This window comes from Mucilaginibacter sp. 14171R-50, from assembly GCF_010093045.1.
Taxonomy (GTDB): Bacteria; Bacteroidota; Bacteroidia; order Sphingobacteriales; family Sphingobacteriaceae; genus Mucilaginibacter.
The window spans coordinates 4,225,238-4,242,688 of record NZ_CP048115.1 but is presented as its reverse complement, the minus strand read 5'-3'; the positions used below and the strand labels follow the sequence as shown (position 1 = coordinate 4,242,688).

Genomic DNA, 17,451 nt, shown 5'->3' with positions numbered 1-17,451 from the left:
GCATATGGATGAAAACAGGTTAAACATATTAAATGCATCAACACGGGTTATCAGCAAACTGCAGCTGTTATCGGTGTTTTTTAATAACGATGTAATTTATAAGATTTACCTGCGCACCCAAGTACTGCACCAGCTATTTCAAACAAATCCCGAGCTTGATATTAACCAACTGGAGATGTTTCATCTCCAGTTTACACAAACCCTTATCGATCTGCTTAAAAAGATCAAGAAGAACAACGAGGCCCAGGCCGACCTGCTGCTTGATGAGGTTGCCTTAAACAACCAGCTGATAGACCAGATGGACGATTCGGTTTACACCGAGCAAAACTACCAGAACGATAAGCAGCGGCAGGCGCTTAAAATGAGCCAGTCGTTACGTAAGCTGTTCCAGGTGCTTTCTGATAATTCGGCAGAGTACCCGTTTGTGGGCAATATCAACAAGTTTAGCTCGCATTTTTCGGGCGATTACTTTTTTAGCATCTCTACTAAACTGGTTTATGAGCTGCTGCAATACAACCCGGCTGATGTTTATACAAACGAATATGCCACCATTCAGCGCAAGCTGATGGGAAGCCTTTGTAAGTATGATTTTAAGGTTGATTTTTATTGCGGCCTGCGCGCCAACGATATTGTGCTGGAAATTTACCGGTTTAAGGATGTAAACAAATACTTCCTGTTTTCGCCGCTTAACAATGTGCTGTTGTTTTGCGATGTAGCCAAACTGGGCGACCTTGACCTGAAGAACACCGTTAGCAAACGCGAGCGCATGATGCGCGAGCTGCGCGATAAAAATGTACAGCTAACCGGCAAGGCCGGTTTATTAAAAACCCATCTGCCCGAAAATATCATAACCTTGCTGGCCGAGGACTATAAGAAAATAGCCGACGTGAACTTTTTAGCCCATATGAACACGTTTGACGTGCAGGCGAATATTTTAAAAACCATGTTAAATACAGATATAATTTAAACACTGATTACAAATGGACCTATTACATACACTACTTGGCGAGGATATAAAGGCCGGCCTGTTGGTTGTGCTGAACCTTATTGTTATCGAAAGCCTTTTATCGGTTGATAATGCGGCTGTACTGGCCACCATGGTGCTCGATCTGCCAAAGCATCAGCGCAGCCGCGCGTTGCGTTATGGCATAATAGGCGCGTATGTTTTGCGTGGCGTATGCTTGTTTTTGGCGGCGTGGCTGGTAAAAATATGGTGGCTGAAACCATTGGGCGGTTTGTACCTGCTGTACCTGGCTTTCGATTATTTTAAAAAGAAATTAGCGGCTAAAAACGATGACGGCGGAGAAGAAAGCGTTGATAAAAGCAAAAATTGGTTATACAAATCAACCGTCGGTTTAATAGGCACTTTTTGGGCAACCGTAGCTTTGGTAGAGCTGATGGACCTTGCCTTTTCCATAGATAACGTATTTGCTGCCGTGGCCTTTACCGATCATGTGTTCCTGATCTACACCGGTGTTTTTATCGGTATATTAGCTATGCGTTTCGTAGCGCAGGCGTTTGTTAAGCTGATGGAGAAATTCACCTTTTTAGAAACCGTTGCCTTTTTGGTGATAGGGGTGTTGGGTGTTAAGCTGACGGCATCCTTATACGTGCATTTCTTCCCGGAAGCTGGCTTTTCCAATTTTATGGAAGGCGAAACCGCGGATATTGCCGTATCGGTATTTACCGTTGCGGTATTTATTATCCCGGTACTTACCTCTATCTTTTTTAACTTCCCTAAAAAGAATATCATCAAACCCGAGGTTGCAGAAGATGCCGAAGGCGTACTGGATAAAAGCTAATAAATGTGCAGATTTCAGATATGCAGATGAAGATCACTATCCCGATAGCTATCGGGACAATATTCACTAAATCAATAATTAATTGAAACTTATCGCATCAATTTTCGGGATAGGGTATGTAAAGGGGGGCGGCACGCTGGCCGCTATTGTTACCTGTCCGTTTATTTGGCTTTTATGGCAGCAGCCGGGTTTGCAAAGCCCCTGGTACCTGGTGGCAATAACCGCAATAATAACCTTGTTAGGCATTTATGTGGGTGATAAGGTTGAGCCTTTTTGGGGAAAAGACAGCTACCGTGTAGTGATAGACGAAGTTGCCGGCATGCTGGTTACCATGCTTTTTATACCGCCTCATTTATATTATCTGCTGATAGGGCTGGTACTGTTCCGCTTTTTTGATATTGTAAAGCCGCTCGGCATCCGCAAAATGGAAGCCCTGCCCGGCGGTACCGGCGTAATGATGGACGATGTGGTGGCAGGTGTGTATGGTAATATTGTATTGCAGATAATAGCGCATTTTATTAAGTTTTAAGACGTTTACAACTACTTATTAAGTATAATTATTACCTTAGTTTAAACTTAAAACTTTTATCAGGGTATGCATTTTTTTACCTATCTCGCGCTCTTCTTGCTTGCAATGCGCCTGCGCAAGTCAATAAAGTTAACCCCAGCCGCTTCAAAATGGAACATGGCTTTATATGGTGTAGCTTTAGGCACTGTAGGCTTGTTCTTTTTGCTTGACGATTTTATACCAAGCGATGAAGTTAACGGAATTGTGATTGCCCTTGTATTGTTAGGGGTAGTGCAATTTCTGAAACGCGAACCGGATTTTGAGCGTTTCAGGGTTTTAATAAATGCACACTACCCTTTAATAGTAGTAGCTGTTGTAGCCAATGCCGTTGAACTGGCAACCCAAAATTTTGAGTTTTCTCACAACTACGATAACTATTGGCAAACCGCTCAATTGGTCGCTTTCGGATGGATATTTCTGCGTGTCGCAACGTCCAAAAAGCAACAAAGCGAGCTCAAGCGCATAAGCGAACGTAAAGATGAGCTGGAGATACTGGTAGCCGCACGCACCGCAGAAATAACCCAACAGCGTAACGAACTGCAGGAAACCGTTAAAGAATTACAGGCTACGCAGGCCCAGCTGATACAACAGGAGAAGCTGGCATCGTTAGGAGAGCTTACCGCCGGTATAGCACACGAGATACAGAACCCGTTGAACTTTGTAAACAACTTCTCGGAAGTAAGTATGGAACTTATCGACGAGATGGAAGAAGAAATGGCAAAAGGCGATATAGAAGAGGCCAATGCCATCGCGGCTGATATTAAGCAAAACCTCGAAAAGATCCGTCATCACGGCAAGCGTGCCGACGGTATTGTTAAAGGCATGTTGCAGCACAGCCGCGCCAGCAGCAACGTGAAAGAGCCAACCAACCTGAACACCATAGCCGACGAATATTTTCGCCTGGCATATCATGGCTTGCGTGCCAAAGATAAATCGTTTAATGCAGAGCTGGTATCAAATCTGGACCCCAACCTGCCATCCATCAATATGGTATCGCAGGATGTGGGCCGTGTGCTGCTGAACATGTTCACCAACGCGTTTTACGCCGTGCATCAAAAACAAAAGATCATTGGCGGCGATTTTAAACCACGCGTAGAGGTTTCAACCCGTACCATAGTAACCCCTAAAGGACAGGAGGCCGAGATCATGATAAAAGATAATGGCAGCGGTATACCCGATGCCATTAAAGATAAAATCATGCAGCCATTCTTTACCACCAAACCGGCAGGCGAGGGTACAGGGCTTGGCCTTTCTTTGAGCTATGATATTATTGTAAAGGCGCATAAAGGCCATATCAACATTAATAGCAAAGAAGGCGAAGGGTCGGAGTTTATTATAACTTTGCCCATTGCCTGATGAATATGTAAATAAATCAATCACAATCCTGATGGCTATCGGGACACTAAATCAATAATTATTTTCGCATGAAAATATTAGTCGTAGACGACGAAGCAGACGTTCAGCCGCTTTTTTTACAGCGTTTTCGGAAAGAGATCAGAAATCACGAGGTGGAGTTTGACTTTGCGCAATCGGGCGAGGAAGCGCTTGATTACCTTAAAGATAAACACTCCGAAGTCGTGCTTATCCTGTCGGATATTAATATGCCGGGCATGAGCGGTATCGAACTGCTTACACACATTCGCGAGGATTTCCCCACGCCGCCGCCGCCCGTGGTAATGATGATAACCGCCTATGGCGACGACGAAAATTACAAACAGGCGATGGATAAAGGGGCGGATGACTTTTTGACCAAGCCTTTGGACTTTAATCTATTAAAGGAAAAATTAAAAACGTTATAGTGTGCAGATTTAAATTTGCTGAACAATAAATCAATTAACTGATAAATCAAAATGGCTAAGATACTGGTTGTGGATGACGAGGCTGACCTGGAGATACTGGTAAAACAAAAGTTTCGCCGTAAGATCAGGGAGGGCGAATATGAATTCATCTTCGCGCAAAACGGCGAAGAAGCTTTAGCGCGTGTTAAGGAAAACCCCGATCTGGATATCATCCTGTCTGATATTAACATGCCGGTGATGGACGGCCTTACGCTGCTCACTCATCTGCCCGAAGCCAACCCTACACTTAAAGCCGTTGTTGTATCGGCCTACGGCGATATGCAAAACATCCGCACCGCCATGAACCGCGGGGCCTTCGACTTTATCATGAAGCCGGTGGATTTTGACGACCTTGATGTTACCATGCAAAAAACCATATCGTATGTAAGGCAACTGCAGGAAACCTTAAGGGCGATTAAAGAAAACAACATCCTGAAGATGTATGTGGACGAGAACGTGCTGAATTTTATGACGCATAAGGAGTTTGAAGGCAGCCTGATGAAGAACGAGCTGCTGGAAGCTACCGTAATGTTTGTAGATGTTTGCGGTTTTACGGCCATTACCGAGCATGTTGCGGCTAATACTGTTGTTACCCTGCTTAATGGCTTGTTTGATAGGATAGTTAAAGAAATTATAACACAGGGGGGCCATGTTGATAAATTTATGGGCGATGCTATTATGGCAGTATTCCGTGGCGAATTTCACCTTGACAGGGCCATTGATGCCGCCCTTTCAATTAAGTCGCAGCTATCAAACGAACCTGAAATTGACGCCGGCAACGGCAAAAAGTTCAAGCCTCAGATATCTGTGGGTATCAATAGTGGCGAAATGGTGTCCGGCAATATCGGATCAGCATCGTTAAAACGATTAGACTACACTGTCATAGGCGATTCTGTTAACCTGGCGCAACGCCTCCAAGGCATAGCCAAAGCCGGACAGATCATCATCACCGAGGAGGTTTACCATAAAACCAAAGAGTCGTTCAAATGCCGCGAAAACGGCGAGTTTACCCTAAAAAACAAGCTAAAGCCGGTTATTACTTACGAGGTGATTGAATAGTATTGAGTATTAAGTCGAAAGTCTCAAGTTGGAAGTGAAAAAATTCGCCTTTGTTGGTGTTGTCACCAACAAACCGCAATGCTAATCAATCTCCGCTGTAATGCCTTACGCCTTTGTTGGTGTTGTCACCAACAAACCACCATGCATCCAACCTTGCAAATTAGCCATCGTAATAATAGTTGTTGGTGTTTTCACCAGCAAACCACCATGCATCCAACCTTGCAAATTAGCCATCCTAATAATAGTTGTTGGTGTTGTCACCAACAAACCGCAATACTAATCAATCTCCGCTGTAATGTTTAAGAAAATCAAACTCATCTATTCCGCATTCATAAAACTTAGCTGACGAGTACCTATATTCCTCAGGAAATTTTGCTAAACGCCATTTATCCTGTAAAGGATTATTATGAATATAATCCAATTTCTGCAAAAATACTTCAGGATTCCACAAATCGATACTTAATGCATTTCTTTCCCAAAATTGATACTTCCTATCCTTAGCATTGGTTAAGAATGACGACAGCCTCACATCTTTGGTGTCTATTAACCTGAATTTCATTTGCTGCGCAGTAAATTTCAAGAACCGCATCTGAATAACATCTTGTTTAAATCCATCTTGTATCTGCCATATCAAATGAATATGGTTTGGCATTATCACAAAGCCGTATACCACAACGCTTTTTTCTATAGATAAAAAATGAAGGCTTTTTATAATAATATTTTTAAAAGTGTCTTCTTTTAACAGCGGTTTCCACTCTAAGATAGTTGCGGTAAAAAACTGGGGATGATGATCGAAATTGATATGGCCATTCATAACTAATATCGTGCATGTTCATTGCATATACAATAGTTGTTGGTGACAACACCAACAACGGCGGCGAGACTTATCTAATGCGTCTTAAGTCGAAAGTCTCAAGTTGAAAGTGAAAAAACTAAAGGCTACCGACTTTTAACTTAAGACTTATCTAATGAGTCTTAAGTCGAAAGTCTTAAGTTGAAAGTGAAAAAATTAAAGACTACCGACTTTTAACTTAAGACTTATCTTAGTGCCTTGCTCTGCGTTTTAGAACCCCGCCTGCGGCTTCTTTAATGATGCTGGTAAAGATGAACGCCTTCGGGTCTATTTCGTGTACCATGTTTCTCAATCGCCTAAGCTCTAAGCGGGTAACCACGGTAAATACTATATCCACAGGGTGGCTTACATCAAAACTTTCTTTCAGAAAACCGCGTTCGCCTTTATAAACGGTAATGCCCCGACTAAGCTGTTTCACCAGCATCTCTTTAATTGCCGCATTTTGGCCGGATATAATGGTTACACCGGTGTACTCCTCTAAACCTTCTATTACAAAATTAATAGTGCGCGACGCGGTATAATAGGTAATAATGGAGTATAATGATGTAGGCAGCCCTACCTTAACCGCCGCTATCAGGAAAATAACGATGTTGATACCCAGGATGATCTCGCTGATGGTGAAGCTGATGCGTTTGCCGGTGTAAAGCGCCAGTACTTCGATGCCGTCAAGCGCGCAGCCGCCGCGTATGGCCAGGCCTATGCCCGTGCCCATGAACACGCCGCCGAATATGGATACCAGCAATTTATCAGATGTTATTTTTTCGGGATAAGGGATATAAAGCAGGCACAGCGCCACGCCCACTATAGCCAGGAAAGTTTTTACCGCGAAGGATTTATTCACCTGGAACGCCCCCATGATAATAAAAGGGATATTCGCCAGGATGATAACGTAAGCAATGTTTATGTGATAAAGCTCATGTATCAGCAGCGAAATACCGGTTACCCCGCCATCAAAAAAAGCGTTTGGTACCAAAAAGCTTTTTAAAGCAAACCCACAAAACAAAATGCCCGCAAGAGTATAAACGGTATCTAAGAGGCCTATTTTTATAGCGTTGTTACTGGTCATTAAGGTTGAAGTTTTGTTTTGCAAAGTTCGTAAATTTTCGTGTTTTTTTGGCTCCCGGTTATTTACTGATGTACTGGTGAAGTAGTGGTGACCTTGCAGGAACCTTACCTGCATTTTATCCCACTCTTCCGCGTTGTTTATGATGCCGAACGCCTGCATTTCGCTAAACAGCCTGCTGCCGGTTGAAATAAAGTCTTCCCTGCCCAGGTAATCCAGATCGGCGTCGCAAATGATCTTTTCCAGCAGGGTGGTTGGTTGCTGGGGTAACTGCGTAGCCATAATCAGCGTACATATCTTTTCTATATCATCCGCGTTGTAACCAAATTGGGGCAACGCGTGGCGTGCAATGTTACACGATGCCTGTTCATGCTCATGTATTTGCTGTATGTAGCCGCAATCGTGGTAAAGCGCAGAGATTAGCAGTATTTTGGTGTCAGCTTCGCCGATACCTTCCTGAGCGGCAATAGCGTTTGCCGAGTGGTAAACATCAAGGGTATGATCAGTATTGTGATAGCTGAACTGCACAGGCAATTCGCGCTGCAACCTCTCTAATATGTATTTGCCTTCGGGGCTGTCAAGCATAATAAACGCTGAGTTTGGTACCGCTAAGATATCAATTTGAAGAGAATAGTGGTATTAACCCCTCTTAGCAATTTTACTCACCTCGATACCGATCGCTATCGGGGCAAGCCTGTCTACCCCCTATACTGCGCAAAGAGGGTGGGTATTAAATAAAGAAAGTTTATTCCTCTTGCCGCTGCAGACGAAGAAAGAGGGCCGCGCACGAAGTGCCGCGGGGTGAGTAACTCACCAGTTTGTAAACCTATTATTCCTCTCCATCACAGAAGGGTCTTAGTGAAGCCTTTTGTCACCATTCCCTGATTAATGTACCCGCCGCGTCATATAACCACTTATAAGCCGCATCAGGTGTTTTTAGCACTAATTTTGAACAACATCTAATAAAAACGGATGTTATCAATCAACTTATGCAATAATTATGAGCGCAAATAAATTATCAGATATAAAATACTCCGTATTAGACCTGGCCACTGTTGTTGCGGGTAGTACTCCGGCCGATAGCTTCAAAAAAAGCATGGAAGTTGCGCAGCTTGCCGAAAAGGTTGGCTACACCCGCTATTGGTTTGCTGAGCATCACAACATGATGAACGTAGCCAGCTCTGCCACGGCCATATTAATAGGCCATATAGCAGGCGGGACCTCAAAAATCAGGGTAGGTTCGGGCGGTATCATGCTGCCAAACCATTCGCCGCTCATAGTGGCCGAGCAATTTGGTACGCTGGCGTCTCTTTATCCGGGCAGGATAGATCTTGGTCTCGGCCGCGCCCCCGGTACCGACCAGACAACCGCCTTAGCCATCCGCGGCGAAAATTTTAACGCCGCCCATAATTTTCCGAGGGATATTGTGAAGCTTCAAACCTATTTCTCTGCCGACAACGTTAATAGTAAGGTAAGGGCCATCCCCGGCGAAGGATTGGATATACCTATATGGGTATTAGGCTCCAGTACTGATAGCGCCAGGGTGGCGGCTGCTATGGGCCTGCCGTATGCTTTTGCAAGCCATTTTGCGCCGACCTATTTTTTAGAGGCCATCAAAATATACCGCGACAATTTTAAACCCTCGCAACATTTGCAAAAGCCCTATGTAATGGCCTGCGTTAATGTGGTTGCCGCCGACACTGATGGCGAGGCCGAATACCTTGCAACGTCTGTGAAGCAATTTTTTTATGGGGGTGGTAACGGGCAAAAGGCAATTGTTGCCGCCGCCTGTAAAAAGTATGGATGCGGTTTGGAATGTATTTGAAGAAGAGGCCGTAATGCAAATGCTTGCCTATTCGTTTATTGGCGGCCCCGACAAGATCAGGGCCGAATTAAGCGCCTTTACAGAGCAAACGGAAATTGACGAAGTGATGGCTACCACGCATATCTTTGATCATCAATCCAGGATGTACTCATACAAGGTTTTTGCCGATGTGATACGCACATCCGCGTATGCTCCCTTATCTTAAACAGGCTTATATAATATGAGGCCCGCTTTCCATCCCCGGTATAGCGGGCTTTTTTGTGGATTATTGTTATTATTCTTATAATACCTACAACAAACAGGCGTATTAAATGTAATTTAGTCTGTAATATATGATTTTCGGCACAATATCTACAAATGAGTAAAGTATTTACAATAACAGAGGGACTGGAAAACTTAGGAGCCATGAGCACTGGCGGGCAGGGATCGGTATATAAAGGCCGGCGTATGGGGCCTGTTTACACGGCCATAAAGCTGCTGCCGACACCTATCCACACCGAAAGCGAAGACGATAGAAATTTCCGTAGTTTCCGTAACGAGGTAAGTAAGCTGCAAAAGGTTAACGAGCAGCCTAACCCCAATGTAGTGAAGATATTAAGCTCGGGCATTACCGATAGCGGGTCGTTCCCTTATATCGAAATGGAATATATTGAAGGGCCTGATCTTTGCGAGCTGCTGAAAGCCCCGCACGACAAGATATTTATGCTTAAAGAGGCTATTCGTGTGGCCGACCAATTGGCAAGTGCGCTGGCTCATTGCCATAAGGTAGGCGTAAAGCATGGTGATATTAAAAGTAATAACGTAAAGTATAACATTCATACAGGTAATTACGTACTGCTGGATTTTGGCCTCGCTATCCTGACGGACGAACAGCGCCGCACCAGCATACGCCATGCCGGGGCAATTGAATTTATGGCCCCTGAACAGCACGAAGGGAAAATGCTGCCGCAGACCGATATTTACAGTTATGGCATTATTTTATACGAGCTGCTTACCGGCGGCGTCCCATTCCCGCTGCGGGGCGGTGGCGATGCCGGCCGTAACGCGGTGATGCTGGCGCATATTGAATCGCCGGTTCCCGATCTGCTCGATGCCAGGCGGGCCGCTTTGCCCGATAGCTGGAATGACGAGAAAAAAGCACGCGAGATGCAAGTGCCTCAGTGGTTGATAAAACTGATAGAGAAATGTTTGGAAAAAGACCCGGCAAAAAGGTTTACCGACGGTACCAAACTGCACGAGGCTATCGTAACAGGCAGTTTAACAGGAAGCGACAGTTTTGATATTGCAGGCGGCTTAAGCAATGCCGCATTGCGCAGCGAGAATGAACGCCTGCATAATCAACTGATGCAATACCAGCAGGCCGGCCCGCCACCTGTGCCGGCAGAGCCAATAGAAGACGGATCGCGGGTTTCGTTATCAAAGCCGTATTATTATACAATAATGATATTGCTGGTAGTATTTATGGGTTTTTCGGTTTATGCTACTTTCTTAAAGCGGCAAAGTAATCCTACCGGCCAGGTTAAACAGGATTCCACCGAAACAAAGCCGGATACAAGCTCCGGTACGCCAGATTACGGCTCAAGGTTCCCCGCTGACAACGCTGCTGAGCAGGACACAACGCCTGTAAAGCGCGATTCGGTAGTTAAAAAACCGGTAGTAACCCCGCCCAACCCGGCACCCGACAGCAGCGGCGCCAGCGAAGCGGATACCGTGTTAAAATCTGACCAGTACACTAATTATCCCCAGCAGGATACGGATCAATAATATCAAACATCTGCAATGAAATTGTGTTCACTTATACATAATTGTGGCAGCTTTAGAAAAAATTAAATGGCATCAACACCAAATTTTTGGCAGCGCATTGGCATACAAGACTGGTTTTTAACCAACGAAAGCACCGAGAAGGCAAAAGCCAAAGCACTTACGCCCGATACAGTTTACAGTTACATCGTAGAAAAATTTAAAGATTCGATAAAAGACCTTTCCTTTGCGGACAGGGTAGTATTTTATCACGAATTTATCATCAGTTTTAATGCCGACGATTACAAAGAGTTTGTTGCAGATAAGCAAGGTATCTTCGGGCTTATAGTACAGGAAACGGTAGCCAAGTTTTATGAAATACTAAAAGAATATCGCGTAGCGGGTAAAACTGTAAAACCATCGGGTTCAAAGTGGGTGTTTCGCCTGGTATCACACCCTGACTATGCCAGAGGCGATAAGGGCTTTATTGGCAAATTACTGCCGGATAATAATCAAAAAGAGCAAAACCTGCGGGTAACCTTTATCCCACGACAAACCGGTATTGCCCAAACGTTTGATGTAAGCCAAGAGGCCTTAAAGGGCTTTACTTATTACAGCGAAGGTTATTTTGAAATACCATATGAGGAAGAACTGGAGCCCGAAGAACAAAAGGCAGCCAAAGCCCAAAGTGTTATTGCCCGCCTGGAAACCATTATCCCCGACCAGCAGTTTGCGGGTAAAAAAGTAGAATACCTGATGAAGGACGACGATATTATTATATCGGGCAGTGAGGAAACGCGCGAGGCTTCAAACATATTCACCATCCCGAGCGACTGGGTGAATGCGCCGCACCTGCAAATACGCTACAACAAAGCCGATGGTAAGTTTTACCTGGCATCATTTGGCGAAATAACCACACTAAATGAAGTAACTATTCAGCGAAGCGATGTAAACTCGCCCCAATGGGTAGAGTTGCCGGTAAATTCGCGCATGCTGCTCAATGGTATCATCGGGTTAAACCTGTTTAAAGCATAGATATTCATGTCACAAATATTATCCATAAGCTTATCAGTAATTGGTTTCTGCCTGCTGGCAACCCATTTTATTGATATTAAAAATTCAGGTAAACGCAATGGCTGAAAACTATTTTGGATTAACCGATACCGGTAAGGTGCGCAGCAATAACGAGGATGCCTTTATTGCCCAGCCAGTTATGAGTAACCGCATGGTGCTTGTTGCCGTAATTGATGGTGTTGGCGGCTATAACGGGGGCGAAGTGGCTGCCGCTATAGCCAAAGAGGTGTTTATTGACCGTTTGAACGGATTGCAGGGCGAGATAATCCCCGCCATGATTGACGCTTTTAAGCTGGCCAGCCAGCAAATAGCTGATAAAAAGCTACAGGATAAAGATCTGGAGAGCATGGCTTGTGTAGCCACTATGGCTTTGGTTGATGTAGAGAACAACCAGTTTTTTTATGCCCACGTAGGTGATACCCGCTTGTATTTGCTGCGCGATAACTCATTGGTTAAAATATCTAAAGACCACTCCTTTGTAGGTTTTCTGGAAGATAGTGGCCGCCTTACCGAAACGGCTGCCATGAACCATCCAAAACGCAACGAAATAAATAAGGCCCTGGGCTTTACCAACCAGATAGATACCGACGAAAGTTTTATAGAGACAGGTCAGTCGCCTTTTTTACCCGGCGATATGCTGCTGCTTTGCAGTGATGGCCTTACAGATATGGTAGATAAGGCCGGCATATTAAATATCATCACTCAAAATGCATCATTACAGCACAAAGCCACCGAATTAATAGCCGCTGCCAATGCCAACGGAGGAAACGATAACGTTACCGTGGCGCTGGCGCTAAACGATAAGCCGCAGCAGCGCGCGCAGGCCACTATGCCTGCACCATCGCAAGCAAAACAGGCAGATGACGGTACGGATGGTATTAAACCAACCCGGCAACGGCAATATATAGAAGAAGAAATATCAACTAAACCAAAAATGGGCTCTAATAAAAATACAGGCTTAATTTTAATATTGAGCTTTTTGTGTCTGCTTTTTCTGGCGTCAACCATTTGGCTATACTTAACCAAACAACGACAGACAACCCCGCTTGAAAGCGCAGCCCCGGCTGCCCAAAAGATGCGCAATGCTGAGGAAATTAAACTCCAGGATGCCATTGACGCCTTTAAAGGCGATACCCTGGTACTTTCTGACACCTCATTTAAACAACCCATTGTTATCACTGATACGCTGCATATCGATCAGGATACACTATACATTAAGGTAAGAGGCAATATTACCCTGCAGCGCGATACCACTTTTAATGGGCCGGCCTTGTCAATAGCTCCGGGCAACAAAGCAGTGGTGCTGGAGAACTTGAAATTTAAGGATTTCGCTATCGGTGCCGAATTGGGGAATAGCAGCCTTACGCTAAAAAACGTTGAGTTTATTAATTGCAGGCTGCATATTCAGCGTAAATATAGATTGCCCGATGGCAAACCGGTAACGGCCGATCTGCCGGTTGCAAAAGTAGATACTAACGTTAAGGCATCAACAAAAACCCCTGCTAATGCAAATGGAAGCCGATAAAGTACAATCTACAGGCAGGTGGAAGGAACGCGTGTTCCTGTTATTAATAAGCGTATTGCTGGTGTTCTTGTTCTTCAGGCTATATTCGGTTTTGCAGTTGCGCTTTGCCGATGTGGATACCCGCCTGCAGGACGGCACCATGATAAACCTGAACGCTAAAGATCCTGCCGGCCAGCTCAAAAAGTTACTTACCAAAGGTTATTATTTTGAGGATAAACGCGATATAGACCTGATAACGGCTACTGTTGCCGGCAACATAGGTACAGGCCAAAAAATTGATAATATAGGCGAACTGAATAAACGCAAGTACTTTATTATAGCCGATGATGCTTTTGAAAAAGGGGGCGAATCATTTAAAAGCAGGGTAAATGCTTCCAGGGCCTTGTTGGGTTATACCGGCGATGATTCGGTAACATTTGTTCGCGAAAGAACAAACCCGCTGCAGGTACCTTCGTCTACAGACTTAGGTATGGGCGGGTATAGCATTACAGGTGCTATCACCGAAAAAAAACAACCCGTGGCTGGTGTATTGATACGCCTTGAAATGATATTACCGCAGGATAGCATTTATAACGACGAAGAAGTTGAGGATATTAAGCTTATTACCGAGAACGGTAACGGCTTTAAAAAAGTTTACCTGCCCGATAGCGCCGGAAAGCGCCATTTACAAGAGCTAACCGCTTATGCCCGTACCAACCAGCAGGGGATAGCCGAGTTTAAAAACCTGCCCGCAGGTAAGGCTTTTAAATTATTGCCGTTACAGCCCGGCTATCAATTTGGCAGATCCCAAGGGGTGCAAAATTTAGATGAGGACGTAAGCCTGACATTCAGCCGCCAGCCGCACACCATCAGGTTGTTTTCTACCAGGGATTTTAATATTCTGAAAAAAGAAAGATCGTTGATCGTTAGAACGCCGGCAGAATTTAACCAATGGTTCCTGATCATAGCAGGAAGCTTTATAGGTGCATTTTTATTCGTGCATTTGCTGCTATCGTGGAAGTATCGGGCTTCGGACCAATTGATACTGCCGGTGGTAATGATACTTGCCGGGCTGTCGTTCCTGACGCTATTGAGCCTGCAGGACCCTTTACGCGACAGGTTTTTAGCAAAGGACATGCTGGTTTACCTGGGCATTGGCCTGGTAGCCATGCTGGTGATGCTGCAATTTAAGCTGCGCCGCTTTACGCCTGACTCTTGGATATACCGCATGCTGGTGTTTAAACATAACCGCAACGCGGCAAACGGCTGGCCCTGGGTGGTGTTGGCGGCTACGCTGCTAGCCATGACCATCAAGTTTGGTACCGGCCCCGAAGGCAGTGGCGTAAAGGTAAATTTGTTCGGGTTTCAGCCCAGCGAAATTGTAAAGTACCTCATCATACTTTTCCTGGCGGGATTTTTTGCCGCTAACGAAAAGTTGATCAGCGAATACAGCAGTTGGAGCAAACGCTGGCAATTCTTCTCGTTCGCGCTGATAGCCATATTGGTAACCCTGCTACTGTTCCTTCTGCTGGGGGACCTAGGCCCCGCTATGGTAGTGTGCTTCACCTTTATTGTGCTGTTCTCGTTCTCGCGGGGCGATTTTATGTTCATGGCGGGGGCGGTAGTACTATATGTCATCGTATCGTGGGTGGTAAAAAACGTTTGGTTATCGGCATTGATAACTGCCGGTATAACCGCCCTGTTCATGCTGTTTAAACGCCGGTCGCTAAGCGAGTCGGCTATCATGGTGCTGGTAATCATGGCGGCCTTTTTAACTATCGACCAGATACCCTATTTAGGAAAGCTGTTTCCCGGTCCCGTGCAACGACTGGTAGACCGTAAGGCCATCTGGCAGGATGCCTGGAACAACGAGGTTTACGGCGGCGATCAGGTAGCTAACGGCCTTTGGGCCATGAGCAGCGGAGGCGTAAGCGGCCAGGGAGTAGGCGAGGGCTTTGCGAAAACCATTCCCGAAGCACATACCGATATGATATTGCCATCGATGGGCGAGGAGTTCGGATGGACTGGGATCGTCTGTATCTTCCTGCTTTTTTTGGTGTACCTGCACCGCGCCATCATTATAGGCCGGCGAACGGGAACGCCGTTCCTGTTCTACCTTTGCGCGGGGATAGGCATATCAACCTTTGTACAGTTTATGCTGATAGCCGGCGGCTCTACGGGGGCGTTGCCACTGTCGGGGGTATCGCTGCCGTTTCAGAGTTATGGCGGGTCATCGTTGGTGGCCAATTTGCTTGCATCTGGCTTTTTGCTTTCCGCATCGCTGGTACAGGGTACGCCTGTGCAAATGAGTTACATATCGCGCCAGCAGGATAAAAACCTGGTACCCGCGCTTATAGCGGCCTGCGTGGCTATTACCCTGCTAACCGTTAATGTATCGCGCTATCTTTTCAATAATAAAAAATGGGTGGTGCAGCCCGCGCTTGTAGCCGATAAAAGCGGCATGCGCATGTTTAGCTATAACCCGCGTATTGCCATATTAATGAACCGCCTGCAAGCGGGTAACCTGTACGACAGGGATGGCGTAGTGCTGGCAACCAGCAAGCCCGAGCTTATTAAAAAGCAACACCGCGAATTGGTAAAGGCGGGCGCTATTGGTTACAACATTGATTCGGCTATGCATAAGCGACTTGACAGATATTACCCTTTTGACGAGCAAATGTTTTTTTGGACGGGCGATGCCAATACGGGCGTTTTTAACGGCAGTCCCAACGGGTACTTTGCGGAATATGAACATGCTGCCGAACTGCGCGGCTTTAAAATGCCGACCGAAAAATTCAACGTTACGGCCAACCGCTACCAGGAAGACCGCTTTTTGGCGCGCGGTGTAAAGGAAATGACGGTGGTGAAAAAAGATTACAGCGCTATTGCGCCGCTGCTTATCGCCGGCATAAACAGTAAGGAGGTGGAAGCTTTTAAAAACCGTAACCGCGATGTAAAACTGACCATGGATGCAGGCTTGCAAACCAGTATCCAAAACTCCATAGCCCAGGATACATCGCTGCTGGATAACCGGGTATCGGTGGTGGTGATGGAATCAAATACCGGGGATGTATTAACCTCAGCCATGTACCCTTTACCCCCGGTACACGATTGGGAAAAGCTGACTATGAGCTACTACGACCAGAACCAGTTAGCCGGGTGGACAACCACGCAGGACTTGGGCTTTACCCTGGCTACCCAGCCAGGCTCAACAGCAAAGTTGGCTACCTCCATCGCGTCGTTCAATAAATTGGGTTTGGCTGCCGCCGATAAAAAATACAATGTAGCCAGTTATGAACGCATCCGTACCAAAGGGTTCGAACCCGATGAAACGGGTCTGATAACATTGGAACGCGCTGTAGCAAAATCAAACAACGTTTACTTTATAAAGCTGGCCAACCAGGAACACCTACAGGAAGATATGGCTACCGTTTACCTTAAAACCGGTATGTTTTTACATGGCGTGGGCGGTTACTATTATGGTCGCGATAAAGAGAATGCCGCCCAGGAGGAAAAATGGCGCGAGCTTTGGCGCAAAACCGAGTTTAATACCAGGCCGCGTTACGATCCTAATAATATCCGAAAAACAAGGGCCAAGGGCATTTCGGGTATGGCTTGGGGGCAGGGCGAGCTGATCGCTACGCCTGCATCGGTTGCGCGCATGGCTGCTGGTATAGCCAATCACGGTGTTATTTTGCAAAACCGTTACGTGCTTAAGGTAGCCGATTCGACAATATCCGTAAAGCCAGGCGTTAAACTAACCAACGACCCTAAGTATGCTGCACTGCTGCGCCAGTATATGATAGAGCAAAGCGCGCCAAAGGAATGGACGCTTGGTATTGCCGTTGCCGGTAAAACCGGTACGCCGGAGCGTATCTGGAAAAAACAACAGATAAACGATGGCTGGTACGTTTTCTTTGCACCAAAGGCTAATGGTGTAGGCAATATGGTGGTTTGTATCCGTATAGAATCTACAAAGGGATCGTCGGACGCGGTAAAACTGGCGGGGAAGCATGTAATTCCATTCCTGCGCGAAAAAGGCTACATTAAAAGCATCAAAGAGCAAACAAGTGAATAAGGCTGTGGTTTAGCATAATATAAAAGTTATAAACTCGGGATCTGTGC

15 protein-coding genes are annotated in these 17,451 nt (G+C 45.7%); 12 read left to right on the top strand and 3 right to left on the bottom strand.

The genetic code is table 11. The annotated features are described in order from the left end of the window. Positions 1-4: 4 nt before the first annotated feature. From GWR56_RS19130 to GWR56_RS19105, 6 genes are all read left to right on the top strand, one after another. Positions 5-967 carry a hypothetical protein gene (locus GWR56_RS19130; RefSeq protein ID WP_162432801.1) on the top strand — a complete coding sequence of 321 codons (963 nt, stop codon included), beginning with the start codon at positions 5-7 and terminating at the stop codon, positions 965-967. A gap of 13 nt (positions 968-980) precedes the next feature. Beyond that, positions 981-1,802 carry a DUF475 domain-containing protein gene (locus tag GWR56_RS19125; protein ID WP_162432800.1) on the top strand — a complete coding sequence of 274 codons (822 nt, stop codon included), beginning with the start codon at positions 981-983 and terminating at the stop codon, positions 1,800-1,802. 82 nt (positions 1,803-1,884) lie between these two features. Beyond that, positions 1,885-2,331 carry a phosphatidylglycerophosphatase A gene (locus tag GWR56_RS19120; protein WP_162432799.1) on the top strand — a complete coding sequence of 149 codons (447 nt, stop codon included), beginning with the start codon at positions 1,885-1,887 and terminating at the stop codon, positions 2,329-2,331. Positions 2,332-2,397: 66 nt separating this feature from the next. Then, entirely contained in the window at positions 2,398-3,726 is a 1,329-nt protein-coding gene (locus GWR56_RS19115) for a sensor histidine kinase (protein WP_162432798.1), read from the top strand. A 68-nt stretch (positions 3,727-3,794) separates the two neighbouring features. Then, complete coding sequence (locus GWR56_RS19110; RefSeq protein ID WP_162432797.1) at positions 3,795-4,169, top strand: response regulator; 375 nt, start codon at positions 3,795-3,797, stop codon at positions 4,167-4,169. A 51-nt stretch (positions 4,170-4,220) separates the two neighbouring features. Beyond that, complete coding sequence (locus GWR56_RS19105; protein ID WP_162432796.1) at positions 4,221-5,267, top strand: adenylate/guanylate cyclase domain-containing protein; 1,047 nt, start codon at positions 4,221-4,223, stop codon at positions 5,265-5,267. A 105-nt stretch (positions 5,268-5,372) separates the two neighbouring features. Here GWR56_RS19105 and GWR56_RS20735 read toward each other — a convergent pair whose 3' ends face one another. The 3 genes from GWR56_RS20735 to GWR56_RS19095 form a co-directional block, all read right to left on the bottom strand. Then, positions 5,373-5,501 (bottom strand): hypothetical protein, encoded by a 129-nt coding sequence (locus GWR56_RS20735; RefSeq protein WP_255456701.1) that lies wholly within the window; start codon positions 5,499-5,501, stop codon positions 5,373-5,375. Positions 5,502-5,547: 46 nt separating this feature from the next. Further along, positions 5,548-6,081: a transposase gene (locus GWR56_RS19100; protein ID WP_162432795.1), complete on the bottom strand. Its 534-nt coding sequence runs from the start codon at positions 6,079-6,081 to the stop codon at positions 5,548-5,550. Between the two features lie 229 nt (positions 6,082-6,310). Beyond that, the gene (locus GWR56_RS19095) at positions 6,311-7,768 is read right to left on the bottom strand and encodes a YitT family protein (RefSeq protein ID WP_162432794.1); all 1,458 of its coding nucleotides are present in this window, start codon (positions 7,766-7,768) and stop codon (positions 6,311-6,313) included. Positions 7,769-8,183: 415 nt separating this feature from the next. On the opposite strand from GWR56_RS19095, the gene GWR56_RS19090 reads away from it, so the two are divergent. From GWR56_RS19090 to GWR56_RS19070, 6 genes are all read left to right on the top strand, one after another. Next, on the top strand, positions 8,184-9,008 hold the full coding sequence (locus GWR56_RS19090; RefSeq protein ID WP_238395271.1) for an LLM class flavin-dependent oxidoreductase: 825 nt from the start codon (positions 8,184-8,186) through the stop codon (positions 9,006-9,008). Then, positions 8,983-9,213 (top strand): hypothetical protein, encoded by a 231-nt coding sequence (locus GWR56_RS20665; RefSeq protein ID WP_238395270.1) that lies wholly within the window; start codon positions 8,983-8,985, stop codon positions 9,211-9,213. The genes GWR56_RS19090 and GWR56_RS20665 overlap by 26 nt, the downstream gene beginning before the upstream one ends. A gap of 152 nt (positions 9,214-9,365) precedes the next feature. Further along, complete coding sequence (locus GWR56_RS19085; protein ID WP_162432793.1) at positions 9,366-10,772, top strand: serine/threonine-protein kinase; 1,407 nt, start codon at positions 9,366-9,368, stop codon at positions 10,770-10,772. Positions 10,773-10,838: 66 nt separating this feature from the next. After that, positions 10,839-11,783: a hypothetical protein gene (locus GWR56_RS19080; protein WP_162432792.1), complete on the top strand. Its 945-nt coding sequence runs from the start codon at positions 10,839-10,841 to the stop codon at positions 11,781-11,783. 97 nt (positions 11,784-11,880) lie between these two features. Further along, positions 11,881-13,347 (top strand): PP2C family serine/threonine-protein phosphatase, encoded by a 1,467-nt coding sequence (locus GWR56_RS19075; protein WP_162432791.1) that lies wholly within the window; start codon positions 11,881-11,883, stop codon positions 13,345-13,347. Further along, positions 13,334-17,404, top strand: coding sequence for an FtsW/RodA/SpoVE family cell cycle protein (locus tag GWR56_RS19070; RefSeq protein WP_162432790.1), 4,071 nt, complete (start codon positions 13,334-13,336; stop codon positions 17,402-17,404). Before GWR56_RS19075 ends, GWR56_RS19070 begins: the two co-directional genes overlap by 14 nt. The last annotated feature ends 47 nt before the right edge of the window (positions 17,405-17,451 follow it).

Excerpts from the sequence above, each read along its gene's own strand:
- GWR56_RS19100 (WP_162432795.1), bottom strand. The coding sequence starts at position 6,081 with ATGAATGGCCATATCAATTTCGATCATCATCCCCAGTTTTTTACCGCA.
- GWR56_RS19125 (WP_162432800.1), top strand. The coding sequence starts at position 981 with ATGGACCTATTACATACACTACTTGGCGAGGATATAAAGGCCGGCCTG.
- GWR56_RS19095 (WP_162432794.1), bottom strand. The coding sequence starts at position 7,768 with ATGCTTGACAGCCCCGAAGGCAAATACATATTAGAGAGGTTGCAGCGC.
- GWR56_RS20665 (WP_238395270.1), top strand. The coding sequence starts at position 8,983 with ATGGATGCGGTTTGGAATGTATTTGAAGAAGAGGCCGTAATGCAAATG.
- GWR56_RS19070 (WP_162432790.1), top strand. The coding sequence starts at position 13,334 with ATGGAAGCCGATAAAGTACAATCTACAGGCAGGTGGAAGGAACGCGTG.
- GWR56_RS20735 (WP_255456701.1), bottom strand. The coding sequence starts at position 5,501 with ATGGCTAATTTGCAAGGTTGGATGCATGGTGGTTTGCTGGTGAAAACA.
- GWR56_RS19085 (WP_162432793.1), top strand. The coding sequence starts at position 9,366 with ATGAGTAAAGTATTTACAATAACAGAGGGACTGGAAAACTTAGGAGCC.
- GWR56_RS19110 (WP_162432797.1), top strand. The coding sequence starts at position 3,795 with ATGAAAATATTAGTCGTAGACGACGAAGCAGACGTTCAGCCGCTTTTT.
- GWR56_RS19130 (WP_162432801.1), top strand. The coding sequence starts at position 5 with ATGGATGAAAACAGGTTAAACATATTAAATGCATCAACACGGGTTATC.
- GWR56_RS19090 (WP_238395271.1), top strand. The coding sequence starts at position 8,184 with ATGAGCGCAAATAAATTATCAGATATAAAATACTCCGTATTAGACCTG.
- GWR56_RS19075 (WP_162432791.1), top strand. The coding sequence starts at position 11,881 with ATGGCTGAAAACTATTTTGGATTAACCGATACCGGTAAGGTGCGCAGC.
- GWR56_RS19115 (WP_162432798.1), top strand. The coding sequence starts at position 2,398 with ATGCATTTTTTTACCTATCTCGCGCTCTTCTTGCTTGCAATGCGCCTG.
- GWR56_RS19105 (WP_162432796.1), top strand. The coding sequence starts at position 4,221 with ATGGCTAAGATACTGGTTGTGGATGACGAGGCTGACCTGGAGATACTG.
- GWR56_RS19080 (WP_162432792.1), top strand. The coding sequence starts at position 10,839 with ATGGCATCAACACCAAATTTTTGGCAGCGCATTGGCATACAAGACTGG.